This window comes from Streptomyces sp. NPDC017448 (assembly GCF_044330565.1).
GTDB lineage: Bacteria > Actinomycetota > Actinomycetes > Streptomycetales > Streptomycetaceae > Streptomyces.
The window spans coordinates 96,070-115,030 of sequence record NZ_JBIRLM010000021.1; the positions used below are offsets into that span (position 1 = coordinate 96,070).

General features: G+C 73.0%; 1 protein-coding gene. It reads right to left on the reverse strand.

The window, feature by feature from the left end; translation table 11 throughout:
- Window positions 1-12 precede the first annotated feature (12 nt).
- Window positions 13-18,960, reverse strand: coding sequence for a glycosyltransferase (locus ACH4K1_RS27670; RefSeq protein WP_398092291.1), 18,948 nt, complete (start codon window positions 18,958-18,960; stop codon window positions 13-15).
- Window position 18,961 lies beyond the last annotated feature (1 nt).

The window sequence follows — 18,961 nt, forward strand, 5'->3', positions numbered from 1 at the left end:
TATGACGTGCCGTCACGAGCGCTCGGTCTCCTGGTGTTCGCTCTCGGGCGTCAGCCAGTCCAGGTTCTCGTGGAAGTGCCTCCCCTGGCCCTGGAAGTGGCCGAACTCGCCGCGTGCCGGGTCCTTCACCCCGAACTCCTGCTCCAGGTGCTCATTGAGCACCTGGAGCAGGAGGAACGGCCCCGTGGCCGCCGCACCCGCCTGCTTCATCTCCTCGGCGTCCTCGAACATGGGGAGCGTGGCGGCGATCTTCTGGATGATCCGGTCGATGAAGGGCGCGTCCACCTGCGCGACGATGAAGTGGTTGCCGTAACCGCCGGTGTCGAGCAGGAAGTCGACCGCGCGGCGCACCTGTTCCGTGGTCGGCTGCCCGGTCACCGGCACATGGGGAACGCCTGCCCGCTCCGCGATCCCCTGGAGAATCCCGTTCAGTCCGCTCAGGTCACGGAGGAGCGGGCCGAGCACCGGCACGTCGTTCTGCCGGAGCCGCAGGGGCTCCGCGGCCGAGAACTCGAACGTCCCGGGGCCCAGGTCCACGTCGGCGTACACCCCGCCGTACTGCTTCAGGACGCTGTACCGCGCCAGGTCGGAGGCGAACGCGTACGCCTGGGTCCCGCCCGTGGGGTCGGTGGCGATCGTGAAGGCTTTCTTGAAGTCCTCATGGACGACGGGATCGAGCTGCATCCGGGTGAGTCCCTTCGTGAACCTGATGCTCACCTGCGTCGTGGCGCTCAGCTTCGTCCGGGAGTCCGTCCACAGGTTCACCGTCCAGTTGGCCTTGCGGGCCCTGGCGGTCCACGCGGTGATGTTCTTCAGCGCATCCGCGGGAAGGTCCTTGCCGAGCCAGACGAAGTGCAGCTGCGTCGGAACGGGGGGAGCGGGCTCGCAGGACTCCAACAAGTCGTCGACGCTCGCCCGCAGGTCCTCCAGGTAGGACGGCGGAGGGGTCAACGCCTCCAACCGGCGCAGCATGAGTCGCATCGCGTCGTAGTCCCCCTTGATGTGGGAGGTACCGACGTACGCGCGCACCCCCTGCTCGTCGTCGGCGCCCAGCTCCCGCAGGGGCGCGCCCTCTCCGTCGCCCTCCTTGAAGGTGATGTTCAGCGGTCGTCCGAGAGCCGGCTGAACGGTTGCCGCCTGGTCCTGCGCGGGTGGCGCGGGCTCCGCGTGCTCGGTCTCCGCGTCGCCCGGGGCCAGGTGGACGGCGACCGTCTGCTCCACGCTGCTGGGCGAGGCCGAGTTGAGCGTCTCGAAGATCAGGTCAGCGAGCGAGACGGGGGGTTGCTCCGCCTCCGTCCGAGGGGCGGGGGGAGCGACGGCGTCGGTCTCCACCCCTTCGCCCGCCGCGACCCATGCGCCGCGGCGCCGGGCGACCGGGTCCGCGAGGAGGCCCAGCACGCCCGAGGCGCTGTCGGAGCCGCTGGCCGGCGTGGCGTGGCCCACTTCGGTGTCGGGCGCGTACCAGAGGCGTCCGGACAGGGCGCGGGCGGCGTCCAGCGCCACGCTGCTGCCGTCGCCGCTGCGGATCTTCGCCGTCTCGCACGCGACCAGGACGACGGGGGCCGGGGGCCGTGCCGGGTCTCTGAGCGTCTCGATGAAGCGCGCCAACTGCGCGCCGTCGACGACCAGCGGCTTGGCGCCCGCCAGATGGAGCTCGACGCCGTCCTCCGTGCCGTGGGCGTCGAAGAACAACGGGGTGACCGGCTCCTGCGCGTCCCGCGCCGGTACGCCGGTGTGCCAGGGGACCTTCCCGGCGGGGGAGTCCGTCGCACTGTCGGTGTCGAGGGCGAAGTCCCCGTCCTCGGTGGTCCGGTAGTGCGCGAACAGGGCCTCGTCCGGCCGGTACGCGGCGTAGAAGTCCCGCCGGGGCGCCCAGTCCTGGACGGAGTGGGAGGCGTAGCCCAGGGTCCGGCCGTCGGCGCCGCGGATCACCGTGAGGCCCTCGTACACCTGGCTGTAGGAGACCCGGCGTCCGTCCTCGCCCGTGAGCACGGCGTCCGGCGTCGCGCCGGCGGGCGGGGAGGCCAGCAGGGAGGTGGCCGAGTGCAGGAGGGGGCCCTCTCCGGCCGAGGAGTCGGACCGGCTGTTGGAGAAGAACTTCCGGGTTCCGGAGGACGAGCCGGCGGTGTCGTCGCCGCCGTCCCGGTGGCTGCTCCGGAACGTGCCGGCGAGGCTGCCGCCGAACTTCTTCAGCTTCTCCCGCGCGGTGCCCGTACGGGAGAGCGTCCCCTCCGCCGGTCGCTCTGCCCCGTGGATCGAGGCGGTCTCCTGGTTCTGGCTCTCCGGGGTCACCCAGGCCAGGTCGATCCAGACGTCCCGTGCCGCTTCCGTGGGCCTGAACCGGGCGGCGCCTCTCGTCTCCCCGTAACTGGCCGTTTCGTTCCTCCTCATCCACGCACGGTTGTAGTCGTTGAGCCGGGTGTCGATGAACGTCGGACCCGTGATGTGCGCCACGTCCCGCTTGCCGATCTCGATCAGCTTCTGGTCCCGTTCAAGCTTCGACAGGGAACTCAGCTTGACGAGCTCCGTCAGCAGGTAACCGAGGAAGGGGTTGTTCGGATGGGCCGCGATCAACTGGTTGCCCAGCTCGCCCCTGTCGTACATCGCCACGGCCATGTCGCGGACGGCCTCGGGAGTGAGCACCGCATCCGGCGGCGGGTTCACGCCGAGCACACTGGTCGCGTCGCGCAGCCGGGGCCCGAACATGGGGAGGTTGTCGCCCGAGGGCATCTGCACGCCGTCGGCCGGCAGCACGAAGTTTCCGGGCGCCACGTCCACGTCGAGGTAGACGCCCCCCTGCTGGTAGAGGATGGCGTAGCGGGCGGCGTCCGAGGCCAGCGCGAAGCTCCGGAGCTCCTGGCCCCTTTCGTACAGATTCCCGGCCCGCGACAGCACCGGGTCCGTGTACCGGAAAAATCGCTTCGGGCCGAACACGGTGTCCACCGGGGGGCTCGACACTCCCCGCGCGGCGAGTTCCGTAAGAAAGTCGTTGTTCGCAGCGCGTCCCTCGTCGTCCGTCCAGATGCGCATGTCCCAGGCGGAGTTCTCGGCCTTCTCCGCCCAGTTCCGCAGGTTCTGACGGGCGTCGGCCGTCATCGCGCCACCCAGCCAGATGAAGTTCAGATGCTTCGGGATCGACGACGCTTCGCCCTGGTGGCCGCCCACCGCCAGCCGGGGAGGATCGACGGGCGTGGTCTGCGTGGGCTCGGTGTTCCTCAACAACTCGTCCGAGCTCTGCCACACGTGGGAGCCGTTGCCGTCCTTCGCCTCGCCGTCGGTCGTGCTGTTTGTCCGTGTGCGCGGGGGGCGGAGGAGGGTTCGGTCCTCACCGTCCTGCACACCGAAGGCCTTCTTCGCGTAGGAGCTGAGGAGGTTGAGCTGGAGCTCGCGTTGGTAGAACTTCTTCAGTACGTCCTTCTGCTCCGAGTCGACCTGCCGCTGCCGTTCTCGCCATTCGTCGGTGTCGGGCACGCGGGGAAGCCGGTCGAAGTCTTCCTGAGTCCGCACCGTGACGGTCTGCTCATATGTCAGTTCATTGAGTTCCTTGCCGGGAGCGGCTGTGTAGATGACGACGTCCAGGCCGTCGATTTCGCCGCTCTCGATGCGCTTCTTGGCCTCGGGCCACTCCGTGGTGGTGAGGACGCTGCTGTGGTGGATTCCGTCGAGCACATGGGCGGTGACCCGGTTGGTGAGGCCCTGGGCGTAGGTGCGGGACAACTCGCGCCAGAGTTCGGCCATGGTCGGGGAGTCGTCCCAGCGGGGAAGCCCGAATCCGAGACCGTCGAAGATGTAGCCCTGCACCGACGATTCGAGGGCCACGCCGGTTGCGACGCTGGCTGCGCTGATCGCTTCGGCCGCGCCCATCTTCGACCAGATCTGGCCGTGTGCGGCCGATGCCGCGGCGCGCGCCGGCAGGGCGCCCTCGAAACCCACCGCCTCCTGCTGCCGGGTGAACCACAGGTAGTTCACTTGGTGGCCCATGACCTTTTCGGACTGGAAGCCCTTCATGATCGCGGCGACGGCGGATTTGTTGACTTCGTTCCTGTCCGGGCGTCCGGTCAGAGCCAGGTCCACGTCCGATTCGACGGTTTTCAGCCAGGCGGTCACGCCCTGACGGAATTCCTCGTCACCGGCCAGCGGTTTGACGCCCTCGATCCGGTCCCACAGCTCTGTGCTCTGCCGGTGGAAGGCGTCTTTTGCTTTCGCCGTGACCTCTTCGTCCGCCGTCCTGGAGGATTCGGCGGCCTGCCGCGTGGCCGTGTCCGTGACCGTGTCCGGGACGTTCACCAGCAGCTCGTCCGAACTCCGCACCGGGTCGGCACCGTGCGCGGGCTTCGTCCCGCCGTCGGTGACCGCGTCGCCGTCCTCGCCCTCCTGGCTGAGCAGGGCGTCCAGTGCGTCGGGTTCGCTCGCGGTCACCCACCGGCCCTGGCGTCCGGTCGCCCGGTCCTGGAGCAGGGCCAGTACGCCGGTGGCGTCGCCCACGGCTCCGGACGGCTTGCTCACATGGCCGACCTCGACGTCGGGGGCGTACCAGCGGCGTCCGGGGACCGCCCGGGCGGCGTCCATGATGACGCTCCCGCCGTCCTTGGGGCGGACGAGGCCGGTGTCGCAGGCCACGAGCACCACCGGGGCCGGCGGCCGGTCGGGGTCGGTCAGCGTCTCCATGAACCGGGCGAACTGGGCGCCGTCCACCTTCAGGGGGAGGTCGCCGTCGATGTGGAGCAGGACACCGTCTTCGGCGCCGTGGGCGTCGAAGAAGATCGGGCGCTGCCCGGCGTTCGCGTCGCCGGCCTGCCAGGGGACGGTGCGGGGGGCGGCCTTGTCCTCGGCCACGGGAGCGAACCCGCTCTTGCCCACCGCCTCGTAGGCCCGGTAGGACGTCTGGCCGGACCGGTAGTTCGCGTAGAAGTCCTGCCGCGGGGCCCAGTCCTGGTCACTGTGCGACGCGTACCCGATGACCTTGTCCTCGGCGTCCCTGATGGTCCGCAGGCTCCGGCGGATCTCCTCGTAGGAGACCGTTCGGCCGTCCTTGCCGACGAACTCGTCCTTCGGCGCGCGGCCGGTCTGCTCGAACCCCTCGACCACCGGGTCCAAGCCGGACAGCAGTGTTCCGTCGTTCGACAGCGGCGCCGAACCCGAACCGGACCTGCCGCCGCCCCATCGGATCGACCCCTTCAGCGACTTGACGGAGTCGCCCATCCGCTTGGCCAGCGTTTTCTGCCCGGCCGGGGCGGATGCCGTTCGGGGGGGTTCCTGGTTCTCGCTCTCGGGGGTCACCCAATCCAGTCGCGTCCAGTCCGCCCAGTCCGCCAACTGGACCCGGTAGTTGTTGCGCGGCCGTACCAAGGCCCGCTCGGCCGTGGTCCCCGGAATCGCGGGCGGGAAGTTCTTGGCGTGTTCCTCGAACTGCCGCTCCAGGTAGGCCGGACCGGTTCTGCTGGCCGCGTCCTTCGACCGCATGGCCGCCAGGAGATAGCCCCTGGTCGCCTTGTCGCTGTGGTTGACGTCCGGCAGGTTGTCGAGAACCTGTTTCATGAAGCGGCTACGGGGGTGCGCGACGATGAAGTGGTTCCCGAACTCCCCCTGCGCGTAAGCGGTCTCGGCGGCCTGGTGCACCTGCTCCCGGGAAGGGGCGGGTGCCCCCTCCGGGAGGTTGAGAGTCCTGCGCACGCTGCCCATGTTCTGGAGCAGAGGGCCGAACATCGGCAGGGTGTCCTCGCCCTGCGGCATCCGCACGCCCTCGGGACGCAGCACCACCTCACCCGGACTCAGGTCGACGTCGAGGTAGACCCCGCCGTGCTGGTAGAGGAGGGCGTAGCGGGCGACGTCGGAGGCCATCGCGTAGCTGCTCTCCTCCAGCGCGGTGTCGAACAGCTTCTTCACCTTGGGGGGGAACAGCTCCCCGTCCGTCGCCTTCTTGCGCTTGAACAGGCCGCTGCCCTTGTCGCCGGGGAACAGGCTGCCGACGTGGCCGTGCTCCAGGGCGCCCGCGGTCTCCATCTCCCGCAGGAACGCCTCGTTGTTCCGCAGGCCGTCGTCGTCCGTCCAGACCTTCAGCTTCCACTGCGGTCCCCGCGCCTTGTCCGCCCATTCGCTGATGTTGGCGCGGGCGGCCTGCGTCAGTTCGCCGCCCAGCCAGATGAAGTTGAGCGACTTGGGCACCGCGGTGGCCGGGCCGGTGCCGGTCCCGATGTAGTAGGTCGCGCCTTCCCCGCGATGCTGGAGGAGCGGCGCGGTCGAGGTGCTCTGCGTCGGGACCGGCTGGACCGGCTGGACCGGGTGCTCGGTGATCTCGGAGGACGTCTGCCGGGTCTCCTCCGTGTCGGAGTTGAGCAGCAGGTCGTCCGTCACGGAGGGCACGGCGAGCCGGTAGCGGTCGTCCGCGTGGTGCAGCACCACGCCCGGCCCCGCGCCGCCGGCCGTGTCGGCGTCGGGCGGGAGGAACGTCAGGTGGTTCAGGTCCGACGCGACCACGGTGACCGGTACGCCGAGCACGCGGGCCGCGAGCAGGGCGGCCAGGTCGCCCGCGGAGTGGTTCCACCCCGCGTCCTTGCGGTCGCCGATCTCCTGGTCCCCGGAGCGCAGCAGGGTCGTACGGGCCAGCGCCAGACGCTGGTCGGTGGTCAACCGCGAGGCCACGGCGTCCGGGAGGCGGTGGCGCGAGGCGGCGTGCTCGGCGGCCTCCGCCGGGGTGAGCACGATGCCCGCGTCGGCCAACTCCCGCGCGGTGAAACGTTCCTGGGGGTCGATGGCGAGGAACGGCGCGAGTTCGTCGCGGTCGGCGGTCAGCCGGTCGGCCAGGCGCTGCTTCAGGTGCTGGACGTCGGCCGCGATGAGGTCCCTGCCCGGCGCGTGGAGCCCCTTCTCGGCGAGGAGCCCCGGATGGGCGCGCTGGACCGCGTCGAGGAGGGAGCGGTGGAAGCTCGTGCCGCGGTCGAGGTGCGCGGGGCCGGTGGAGGGCGGTTCCAGGAGCTGGAGGACGCGGCCGTCCGGGTCCGTCAGGGTGACCGGGCGGCCCTCGGCGTCCTCGCCCTGGGAGGTGTACGGGTCGGGGGCGGACGTATCGGCCGGTCGGACGTACCCCTCGGGTTCCGGGGCCGGGTGCCAGGGGGTGACGACGAGAGGGGTGCTGCCCTCGGGCCGCGGCGCGAGGAGGGGGCGCACGGCCGCGTCCACGGAGTCGAAGGCGGCGCGGACGAGACCGAGTTCGCGGTAGTGGGCGGTCAGCCGTGCCACCGCCTTGTCGTAGGCGGCGCGGGCGGTGCGCACGTCGGCCTCGACCGCGTCGAACTGCCCGGGGAAGGCGTCCCGAGCCGCCGTCTTCCCGCTGCGGGCCTCCCGCAGCAGGGCGGCGTCCAGCTCCTGCCGGGCGGCCCGTACGGCCTCCAGCGACGTCCGGTGGGCCGCGTCCGCCGCCCGCAGGTGCTCCGCCCAGGCGGCGGCCTTGGCCTGTTCCCGGCGTACGGCCTCCCCGTCCGGCAGCGGGCCGGTCTCGCCGAGCCAGAATTCCGTACGGGCGTGGACGTCCTGCGAGGTGGCGGGGGCGCTGGAGGGGCCCGCGTGGGACGTGGTGCCGGCGAGGAGCTCGGAGAGCGGCGGGTAGCCGGGGACCGTGGCGGGGGGCTCCTCGGCGGTGGCGCCCGGGGCTGTCGCCGTGCTCGCGGTCGTCTCCGGTGCGGTCCAGGGGACCGGCGGTGCGCCGGTGGGCCGGGGGCCGGTGGGCGTGTAGTGCCCGACGGCCTTCCACGAGGCTTCGGACGCCCCGGCGAGGTGCTGTTCGGCGGTGGCGAGGTCGCGGCGGTGGTTGGCCAGGTCCCGCTGGGCCTCGGCGTACCGGGTGCGGGCCGTGGCGAGCCGTTCCCGCGCGGCGGCCACCTCCGTTCCGGGGAGCGGCTGCGTCCCGAGCAGGTCGCGGAGGTGGGACCGGAGGGCGGTGACCTCGCTGCCGAGGGCGCGCAGGCGCCGTTCGGCCGCCCCCGCCTCCTTGGCCGCTTCGACGTACTTCTCGGTCTGCTCCTTGACGACGCCCGCCGCCGCCTCGACCTCGGGGGGCAGCAGCCCGTGCTCCTTCGCGACGTCGAACGACACCCACATCGTCACCCCGCCCGGCACCGTGTGCTCGACGGTGGCCGGCGGCCGGGAGCCCGGCCGGAGCGGCGCCGGGACGACCGGCAGGTCCGCGATCCGGTGCGACGCCTTCGCCGTCTGGACCACGTGCAGGGGGGCCTGGACGAGCACCGCGCCGCCGGCGAACGGCTTCAGCGTGGTCAGCGCGGAGGTCCGGCGGTCGGCGGCGCTGCCCGACGCGTCGGAGTCCGTCCAGCCCGGCATGGTGGCCGTGGACTGGACCAGGGGCTGCGACTGGTAGCCCGGGCCCACGGTCATGGCGGGCGCGTGGCTGTCGGTGGTGTCGCCCGTGTAGGTGTCGTTCTCCGAGGTCCGCCGGCTGCCGCCGAGCCCGGCCTGCGCGTCCACCGCCAGCAGTGCGGCCTGCGACAGGTCGATGGCGGCGGAGAGGGTGAGGACGGCGTCCGTCCCGCCGACCGCGGAGGCGGTGTCGTGCAGCGTGACGGTCAGGTGGTCGCGGATCATCTGCGGGAGGTAGGCGCTCAGCACGTCGGTGCTGATGCCTCCCTTGAGCGCTTCCCCGGCCGCGGTGCCCGGCCGGGTCAACGCCGTCCTCCGCACATAGCGGCCGCGGGCGTCGGTGGGCATGGGCGTCGCGTCGCCGCTCTTGGTACCGCGGCCCTTGACCGCGGTGTCGAGGGCGTACGCGGCGGCGTCCCGGAGGGCGGTGATGCCGCCGACCGTGGTCACGACGACGCTCTCCGGACCGGCGGCGAACAGCTTCTTGGCCGCTGAGCCGAGGTCGCGCAACGCCGTGGACCCCGGCTGTTCCGGCGGCAGCAGCATCGGGCGGGGGGTCTGTCGCGCGGTGTTCGGCGCGGGCGCCCCGGCCGACACCGTCGCCCCGGCGGACGTGGCGGCCGCGTTCGCTCCGGTGGTTCCGGGGGCCGTGGTGGTCGCGCCCGCCCCGGCGGACGTGGTGGTGACCGTCGGCGCGGGTGTCGTCCCCGGTCGCGCGAGGCTCAGGGGCAGCACCACCTCGGCGTCGCCGACGCTCTGCGTGTGCGTCACCACGGTCCCGTCGGGCAGCTCCAGGGTGAAGGTGGCCTCGAACGCCGTGCGGCCGGTCACCACGGGCCCCTCGAAGGCCACCTGGGCGCTGACGGCGTCGGTGACCGCGTGCGCCAGGGAGGCCGAGCGGGAGGACCCGGCCTTGTCGTCGAGGGTGAAGCCGCCGTTGCGGACCACCGGGTCGTTCTGGACACCGGGCACTTCGGCGAGCCGGTACCCGGCCTCGTACCCGCGTGCCAGTTTCTCCGTGACGGTCTCCGCCGTGGAGGTGGGCCGGGTGATCGTCGGCTTCACGTCGTGGCGCAGCGGCCCGGGGGTGAAGCCGGTGCGTCGCAGGGTCACCGTGAGGCTGGCGTCCTTGGACGGGCCGATCTTGTTCCGGGCCAGGCGCAGGGAGGTGCCGCCGTTCTCCATGCCCGTCTGGAGAGCGCGCATACCGGACGGCGACAGGGCGGTCATCTGCCGTGCCAGTCCGCCGAGTTGGTCGGCGAGCAGACTCTTCGGGCCGAGCCAGCTCTTGTGCTGGGGCAGGGTCGTGAGCAGCTGGTCGGTGAACGCCTTGACCGCCGGGGCCATGTCGATGCGGCCGACCGTGAGCATGCCGTGCGCCGCCGCGCCGGTGGGGGCGTACAGCTGCGTGGACGGCGGCGGGGTGAGGCCGTCGTCGAACAGCCCGGCCTTCCGGGCCTCCGCCAGCGGCACCCAGACGAGCACGCCGTCGGGGACCTCCACGATCCGCCCCTCGGGCTTCCGTCCGCGGGCCAGTTCCATCGGCCCCTGGAGCAGGCCGGAGGGCTGGGAACGGGCCGCGAGGTGCCACGCCACGTCGGCGCTGACCAGGGCCATCGGCCCGGTGTACTGGACCGTGTGGGCCGGGTTCGCGGAGAAGGTCGCGGCCTCGGTCGTGGTGCTGGTGCGCTGGTACGGCGTCCAGGTCGCCCCGTAGGTTCCCGCCGTCTGGAACGTGTCGGTGTGCTTGGCCCGGAACGCGCCCAGAAGGCTGACGGTGTGGCTGCTGGACTTGGCGACCGAGTGCCCCGCCCCGCTGGTCCCCGACCCCACGGCGGACAGGGCCAGGTCGCCGGAGTCGACGACGGCGACCACGCGCGGCCGGCGCAGCTGGGGCCAGGCGCTGACCGAGGCGGTGATGTCGGTGACGGCCGTCCGCCCGAACAGGTCGCTGACGTGTTTGCCGGTCTGCGCCGCGTCGCTGAAGTCCGCTTCGTTGCGGCCGACCGCGAACGCCTCGGCGAGCGCCCCGGACGCGGGGGTCCCGTCGTTCCCGTAGACCCAGGAGTTGCCGGAGACGGAGGCGAGCAGCTCCCTGAGGTGCTGCTGCACGAGCTCCGGCGAGGTGACGCTCTGCACGGAGTGCAGGCCGTCGAGGAGCGGGTGGGGCGTCCAGTCGGTCGTGGGGACGGGCTTCCCGGAGGAGAGCAGTTCGGCCGTGGCCGGGGTCATCGGCGTGCTCGTCGGGGCGGTCCGCGGCCGGTCGACACTCAGCGCGGACGGTACGGAGAGCGAGGCGGGCACGGCGAGGGTGACCCGCCCGGCGACGGGGGGCCGGGCGGTCGCGCCGGTCTGCCCGCTCTGCCCGGTCCCCTCGGTACGCAGCAGGTCGACGGTGCCGGGGGCCTGCTTCACGAACCACCGGGTGCCGAGCAGCTCGCCGGACATCGTCCGGGCGGTCTGGCGCGGGCGGGTGAAGCTGGTGGCCTCCGCGGTGAAGTCCAGGTGGTACGACCACAGGTGCTGCGATCCGGAGCTGGTGATGCCGCCGTCCGGGGTCAGCGTCGGCCCGTACGTCATGCCGTACGCGGTCTGCTTGCCGTACCGGTAGCCGATGCTGCCGGAGCCGCCGAAGCGGTCGAGCCCGGTCAGCCCCGCGTCGAAGCCGATCGACCAGCCGTGCGTCCGGGTGGTCGCGCTGTCCGCGCGGCGGGTGGAGAGGACGTTGTTGGCCAGCCCCAGATCGTGGTGGGTGCCCAGGAACCGGCGGTCCGTGGCCTGCGCCCGCACGGTGACGACGACGTACCGCTTGTTGACGGTGCCGAGCTGTTCGAGCTGGATGCGCAGGCCGGTGCTGGTCAGGCGGTCGAGGGAGCCCTCCAGCACCGTACGGGCGAGTGCCTGGCGCAGCAGGTGGGTGTTGCGCACCGCGTTGTTGTACGTACGGTCGCCGCCCCCGGTGCGGGAGCCGCTGGTCGCGGTGTTGGTCCCGGGCGGCAGCACGAGGTCGGGGTAGGCCCGGTGCAGGCCGTCCTGGATGCGGTCCACCAGCGCGTCCGTGAGGGACGTGTGGGGCGGTGGCGCCTGCGCGTCGCCGACCGGTGCGAGGTCCACGACCGCGTGCAGCCCGAACGTCGCCGGGTTCGACGGGGTCAGGTACGCGGGCGCGGGCGGCGCCTCGGCGTCCGGGACGGGGGCGGTGCCGTCGTCCCAGCCGGCCAGCCTGCGCGCGTCGGCGCGGGGGAGCTGCACGGTGGCGGTGAGGAACGCGCCGTCCTCGGCCGGGGTGCCGCCCCCGGCCCGGTCACCCTGCCGGACCGGTGCGGGCGACTCCCACGTACCGCCCTGGCGGCGCACCTCCAGCCGGAAGCGGACACCGTAGAGCCCCGAGTGGCCCCGGCTGTTGAGGGTGCGCACGGACTCGGCCGTGTTGCCGCTGTAGCTGCTCTCGGCCCGCTGGGTCGTCAGGCCGGCGGCCCCCGCGATCTGGAGGTTCAGGGCGTTGGAGGTCGGGAGCAGCCCGAACTGGGGGCCGGCGGTGAGTCCGACCCCGGCGCCCTGGGTGTTCTTCTTCTCCGTGGTGCCGGTGGAGCGCTGTGCGTCGGCCTTCTTGACCTCGGTCTTGTCGGACGCCTGGAGCAGCGTGGCGTCGACCGGGACCAGCCGCAGTTCGACGGAGCCCAGCGTCCGGCTGCCCGGACCGGCGAAGAGCGGAGCCGTGGCCACGGTCTCCCCGGAGCTCTGCGCGATCATGGTGCGCAGGCTCTCCTCCCCGAAGAGGTCGGCCAGTTGGCGGCGGAGGAAGCTGCCGGGGACCGCCTCGGGGAAGTTCCTGAGCGCCCAGTCCAGCAACCGGGTGCCGGTGGTGACGCTCAGCGGCGCGAGCAGGTGCGGCCGGGCGCCGGGAGCGAAGGTGAAGGCGGTGGGCAGCCGGTCCGGGATCGCCGGGTCGGTGACGCTGTCGGGGACGCGCCAGGCGACCCCGTCCTGGATGCGGTAGTGCTGCCGGCCGGCGGTGCCGGGCTGCTGCCCGTTCGCGGGCAGCTCACGGCCCTTCTTGTCCCAGACGCGCACGGACGCGGCCACGATGTGCAGGTCGCTCACGTGGAGGTGGCTGCCGTCCTTGCCGACCGTGGTCACGCTGGTCTGGGCGCGGTTCTCCTGCGTGTAGGTGTAGGACGCCTCCATGCGCCGTCCGCCGAGGGTCACGGAGCCGAGCGCGCCGAAGGGCGTCCCGGTGGCGCTGATCGGGACGGCCAGCCCGAAGGCGCGGGACGTGCCGAGCGTCTTGGTCTCGGTCGTGCCGGGGCGGGTGCGGAGTTCGGTCTCGACCTTGACGGGGGCGTCGGCGGTGGTGTCGGCCTCGGCGGTCTTGGAGGCGTCGGTCTTGGGCGCGTCGGTGGTCGTGGACGCGTCGGTCTTGGGCGCGTCGGTGGTGGTGGAGGTGTCGTTCTTGGGCGCGTCGGCCTGGGACGCGTCGGTGGTTTCGGGCGCGTCGGTCTTGGGCGTGGTGGCGGCGACGGTCTTCGGAGCGGTCGTGACCGTGGGGGAACCGCCCTTGTCCGTCGCGGGCACGGGCCGGGTCTCGTCGTCCGGGACGGCCAACGGCGTCGGCTCGGCGAAGCGGCGCCAGTTCCCGTAGCTGTCCAGGGAGAGGGCGACCTCCCGGTGGCCGCCGTCCAGGGTCGGCAGGACGAACGTCCGGGGGCCGAGCAGCGTGTGCGGGCTCTGGGTGAGCACCAGCCTCAGCTGGGCCGCCCCCTCGGGGTGCAGACGCCAGCGCACCGTGAGGGAGTCGAGCAGCCGGTCGACGCCCCGCACGGTGAGGTGGCCGTGGCCGTGGCCCCGCAGGGAGGCGGGCAGCATCGCGTGGTCGTCGAAGGTCACGAACGTGCCGGCCCGCCCGGACGACGGCGGCTCCACGCCCTCGGTCAGCAGCGGGGCGGCGAGGGACACCACCTTCTCCACCTTCACGCCGGGGTCGTTGATCCGGCGGTACACCTCGTCGCGCAGGGCCTCGTCGCTCGTCAGGTCGGGCCGGTCGCGCCGCGCGCGGTACATGCGCTGCTCGAACTCGTCCGCCGAGAGGGCGTTGAGAGCCGTGTCCCGCGCCGAGGGCGGGAGCTGCTCCTCGGACGAGCCACCCGGCCGGTGGCCGCCGCCGGAGGGCGCGTCACGCGAGTCGTCGCCGTCCTGGGAACCCCCGCCCTGCTCGCGCTCCTTCACGGAGTTCCCGGGCGCCTCGGAACTGTCGGGAATTCCTGCGTCTTCGGAGCTCTGGGTGTTCTGGGTGGTCTGGGGGCCCTCCTGAGCGGAGAGGACGGACTCGGCGTCGTCGGACAGGTGAGGGGCGTCGTCGTTCCGGTCGGCCGCGGAGGAGGTGAGCGCATCCTCCTCGGTCTCCGTGGGGATGCGGCGGCTGTCCGGCGAGGGCAGCTCGTCGCGGTCCCGCGTGTGCGTGCTGCCGCCGTCCTCGGACGCCGCCGCGGCGCCGTTCCGCTGCCGGGGGGCCTCCATCACCTGCTCGCCGGGGGACGCCGGAGTACGCCGGTTCCGTTCGGAGCCGGCGGGGTTCGGGGTCTTCTCGGTGCTGCTGCTGTCGCCGCCCTCGTCGACGTTCGTGCGGGAGGACGGGGACGGGGACGAGCCCGGGGCGTTCTTCGGGGGCGGCGCGGGCGCCGGGTGGGGCAGGCCGGTGTTCCGGGTGTCGGCGTCCTTCTCCGGTACGGCGTCGTCCGTCTTCGGGGCAGCGGTCTCCTCGGGGGCAGCGGTCAGGTCCCGCAGCCGTTCCACCAGGGTGCGGGCGTCCCGCGCGGCCCTCGCGCGCACCTCCTCGGGCAGCCGGTCGAGCGAGCGGTCGATGCGCCGGTCGAGGTCCCGCAGCCGGTCCGGGGCGCGCAGCTCCTGTTCCAGGCGCTCCTTGCCCTCGCGCCGCAGCTGTTCCGTCTCCGCGTCGTAGTCGTCGAGCACCCGGTCGACGGCCCGCGGGTCGTCCGCCGCCTCGTCGAGGCGGCTCTGCCACGCCTCCTGGCGTTCGGGACCGCGCCGCGCCCCCTCGGGGCCGCCGTCCGCGACGACGCTCAGCCGCCGCTCGCGCTCCAACTGCGCCAGACGGTCCGCGTGTTCCCGCTCGACCGCCTGCCGCGCGGCGTCGTCCTCGGCCTGCGCGTGCCGGTCCGCCCACTCCCGCTGCTCCTCGCGGGACATCCTTGTACGGTCCCCGCCCTCGGCCAGCCGGTCGAGCCGGGCCTCCAGGTCGGCCAGTTCGCGCGCCGGGTCGGGGTCGGAGCCGGGGTCGGAACCGTCCGTCCGGCTGACGGTGGGGGCGCCGTCACCGGTCCCGTCCTGCGGCGGGGGCGGCGGCTGCGAGGGCTGCTGCTGCGGTCCGCCCTCACGCAAGGCGTCCAACTTCCCCTGGAGCGCCGCCAGAGCGGCCTCGCCGCCGAGGGCGGCCGTACGGCGTTCGTACTGGGCGTCGAGATCGCTGCCGCGTCCCGGACCCTCCAACCGGCTTTTCCAGGAAGCGAGTTCCGCCTCGGACGCGCCGAGCTCCCGCAGGGTCGTGAGCCGGCGCGTCGTCTCCACCTCGGCGGCGTAGTCGACCTGCAGCCGGTGGTGCTCCTCGGGCGTCGCCGCCTGTTCCAGACGGTCCTCCCACGCACGGATGCGCTTGCGGTCCATGCCCGCGTCCTCGGCGTCGGCCCGCCGACTCTCGGCGATCCGCTTCTCCAACGCCTCGGGAGAGTGGTTGGCGCGGTCCTTCAGCTCGGCCCCCAGGGCGCCGAGCCGCTGCTCGAAGTCGTCCAGCAGCCGGGTCGTACGGCGCGGATCGCCGTTGAGGGCCGCCTCCTCGATGTCGAGGGCATGGCGCAGCCACTCCGTACGGCGCATGCCCAACTGGGCGGCGCGCCCCTCGTACCCGCCGTCCATGTGGCGGCGGAACTGCTGGAGCCGCTCACCGAGGCCGTGCAGGGCGACGAGGTCGCTCAGCTCGCGCAGCCCCTCGGCCGCGTCGCCGTGCCTGCCCGCCCGGATGTCGCCCTGGATGCGCTCGCGGAGCCGCTGCCGTGTCTCCTGGTCGACGCCCACCCGCCGGGCGTCGGCGAGCAGGGCATCGGTCTCCCGCGTCGCGTCCGCGGCCAGCTTGTGCTGCTCGGCGGAGGTCAGTCCTTCGGGCACCGTGGGCAGTTGGTCCAGTCGGCCGACCGTGTCGTCCGTGAGGACGTCGATGTCGTCCAGCCGTGCCAGCAGCGCGTCCAGATCGCCGCCGTCGTCGAAGCCGTCGGGGAAGGGCAGCTCGTCCGCCGTCTCCGTACGGGGAGGGCCCGCCGGGTCGTCCGTGACCGTGCCGGACCCGTCGCTCTCGGTCCGCCCCGTCCCGGGCCGCGCGCCGGGTTCCTGCCGGGGTACCTCGGGGAGGACGAGGTCCATCCCGTCCGCGGGGGCCGGCCGGGAGCCCGGGGGGCCCTGGGGGACCTCGGGAAACGGCGTGTCGAGCCCGCCCGGGTTCGTCTCCCCAGGGGTCTGGGGACGTGAACCGCCGGGCCCGTTGCCGGAGTTGGATGCCGTCGAGACGGTCGGGACGGGGCGCGGCGGTGTCGCGGCGCCCCCCGTGGCGTGGTACGGGAGCGCGGCCCCGTCGCGGTCCGGTCCGTCCGTGCCCTCCTCGTCCAGGGCCGCGCGGTACTGCTCGCGGAGCTCGTCGAGCCGCGCGGGCCTGCCGAGGTCGTCGGGCCCGCCCTCGCGGAGCTTCGCCAGCCGGGCCGCCAGATCCGAGCCCGTGGGGTCCGGGTCCGCGTCCTGCTGGTTCTTGAGCCGGTCCAGGCGCTCCCGGAGGAGCTGGTCGGGGTCGTTCGGGGTCCGGTTCCCCGACGCGGAGCCATCGGTCCGGTTGCCGGACGAGGACGGGCCCGACCCGTCGCCGGACGGCTGCGCGGGGTTGTTCTGCGGTACGGGGGGAAGGTCCGCCAGCAACCGCTGCTCCTCCGGCGTCAGCACCGGGCCCAGCGGGGTGTCGGGTACGTCGGGGAGGTCTGCGAGCAGGTGGTCCGGGTCCGGCGCCGACCCGGCCGGGGTGTCGGGTACGCGGGGGAGGTCCGCCAGGAGCGAGTCCAGGTCCGTGAGGTCCTGCGCCACGTTCTCCGGGGCCTGGTCCGGTACCAGCTCCGGGTCCGGCTGCGGACTCGGCGGGGCGTCGGGTACGTCCGGCAGGCTGTTCAGGAGGAGGTCCAGCTCGGACACCGTGTCCGGCGGGACGGGAGGCTCGGGCGACAGGGGCCCGGGGGCGGTGGCCGGATCGTCGGAGCCGGCGCCGGAACTGTCGGTGGTGTTCGGCCGGCCGCCCGCGTCCGGGCTCTCGCTCCGGTTCGAGGATTCGTTCCCGCGGGGGCCGTCGTTCCCGTCCGGGCCGTCGCTCCCGTTCGGCGTGTCGCTCCGGTCCGGGGTGGGCGTGACGTCGCCGGTGCGGGTGAGATCCGCGCCGTCGGAGCTGGTGGCGAAGGAGGGGGCGGAGGCCGGGGGCGCGTCGTACGGGGCGGTGCTCCCGGTCCCGTCGTCGTCGCCCCCGTACAGCGTCCCGCTGTCCGAGAGGTCGTCCACGTCCAGGTAGTAGAGGCTGTCGGTCTCCGACCCGGAGTCCGTGAGCGTGCGGTTGTCCGCGTCGGCCGTCGGGGTGGAACCGTCACGCGGCGTCGGCCCGGTCTCGGTGCTGGGCCGGGGCGTGACGGCCGGCGGGGCGGGGGCGTCGGACGAGAACGTCGGGGGGCGCGGCGGCGGAGCGGCCGGAGGGCCCTGGACCAGGTGGTGCATCGACTGGAAGCCGCGGGCCACGCCACGGCCCAGGATGCCGCCGGAGGCGCCGGCGGCGGCCGTCCAGCCGCTGACCGTGAATGTTTTCTCCGGGCCGAAGATCAGGTTGTACATGCCCTCGGTGACCACCGCGTGGGCCGATTCACCGGCGATCTCGCCGACGAAGTTGCCGACGTGGAAGCCCAGGTTCCCGCCGACGGTCCGGACGAACGAGCCGGGCAGGTCGTGGGAGAGCGCCCGTACGCCGGTTTCGCCCAGGTCCTTCACGAACGGTTTGAGCGCATCGTCCAGCGAGTGGGTGAGGCCCTGCCAGTCGGCCTTGCCCGCCCAGTTCTTGACCAGCGCCTCACCGTACTCACGGCCCAGGTTCTTGGCGGTCTCGTTGCCGAGCGCGCCCCCGAGATGCTTCTCGAAGGCGTTCGCGAAGTCCTTGACGACCTCCCGGCCGACCGCTCCGGCGGCCGCGCCCCGTACGCCGTCCGCGCCCAACTGGTTCAGGGACTCGTTGGTGCGGCCCATGATGTTGCCCAGCCGCTCGCCGAGCTCACGGGCGGACGTCTCCGAGATCGTGTTGCCCGCGGCGCCCGCCCCGGTCCGCCCACCGGCTCCGGCAGCCCCTTCGCCCGCACCGCTGACGCCCTTGCCGAGACCGTCCCCGACACCGCTGACGCCCTTACCGACTCCTTCGCCCAGGCCGCCCGCGCCTTTGCCGGCTCCGGCTCCGGCGCTGCCCGCGCCTTTGCCGGCTCCGGCTCCGGCGCCGCCTGCGCCTTTGCCGGCTCCGGCTCCGGCGCCGCCTGCGCCTTTGCCGGCTCCGGCTCCGGCGCCGCCTGCGCCTTTGCCGGCTCCGGCTCCGGCGCTGCCCGCGCCTTTGCCGGCTCCGGCTCCGGCGCTGCCCGCGCCTTTACCGGCTCCGGCTCCCGCGCCGCCTGCGCCCCGGCCCGCTCCGGCTCCCGCGCCCTTGCCGAGCGCGCCGCCGCCCTTGCCTGTTCCGGCTCCCACACCCTTGCCGCCGCCGGCCAGGCCCTTGGCCAGCACGTTCCCCGCGTCGTTGCCGAGGATCTTGCCCAGCCCCTTGCCGCCCAGGTTGCCGAGCAGCTTGCCGAACGCGCCGCCCAGCAGGGCGAACGGCCCGCCGAGCACGCCCCCGATCACCGCGAACTTCGCCGCGTCCTTGGTGAAGTCCGTGTTCCACTCCGTACGGTCACCGCGGCCCATCTGGGTGAGCTGGAGGATGCTGTCGAGCAGCAGACCACCGACGAGACCGGTGATGGTCTGCATGATGATCTGGGCCACCAGGAACTTGAGGATCAGCAGCGCCATGGCCTTGAACGCGCCGATCGCCGCGGCCGCCCAGATCTCCGAGAGGCCCCCCGTGACGGACAACAACGCCTGTGCCAGGGCTATCTGCACGACCAGCAGCGCCAGTTGGCCGAAGATCATCCACTTGGTGTACTCGATGTCGGCGGCCGTCTTGTGGGCGTTCTTCGACAGCTTCATGGCGTCCTCGTACGCCCGGTCGAGGATGCTCTGGTTGCCGTTCGTCCTCTCGACGAACTGCCGCGCGTACGCCACGAACTCCGTCGCGGTCTGACCCTCGAAGTCCTCGTCGACACGGCTGACGACCTGCCGCAGGAGTTCCTCGACCTCCTGGAACTTCTCGGCCATCAGCCGGTAGTCGTCGCTGACCAGACGCAAGGAGTCCTCGTTCGCCTGCGGGAAGGGCATCCCGGTCAGGGTCTTGAGGAATGTCGCCCAGCCTTCGGGGACCTCGATGGCCATG

Coding starts and splice junctions, on each gene's coding strand:
- ACH4K1_RS27670 (WP_398092291.1), bottom strand. CDS start 18,960: ATGGCCATCGAGGTCCCCGAAGGCTGGGCGACATTCCTCAAGACCCTG.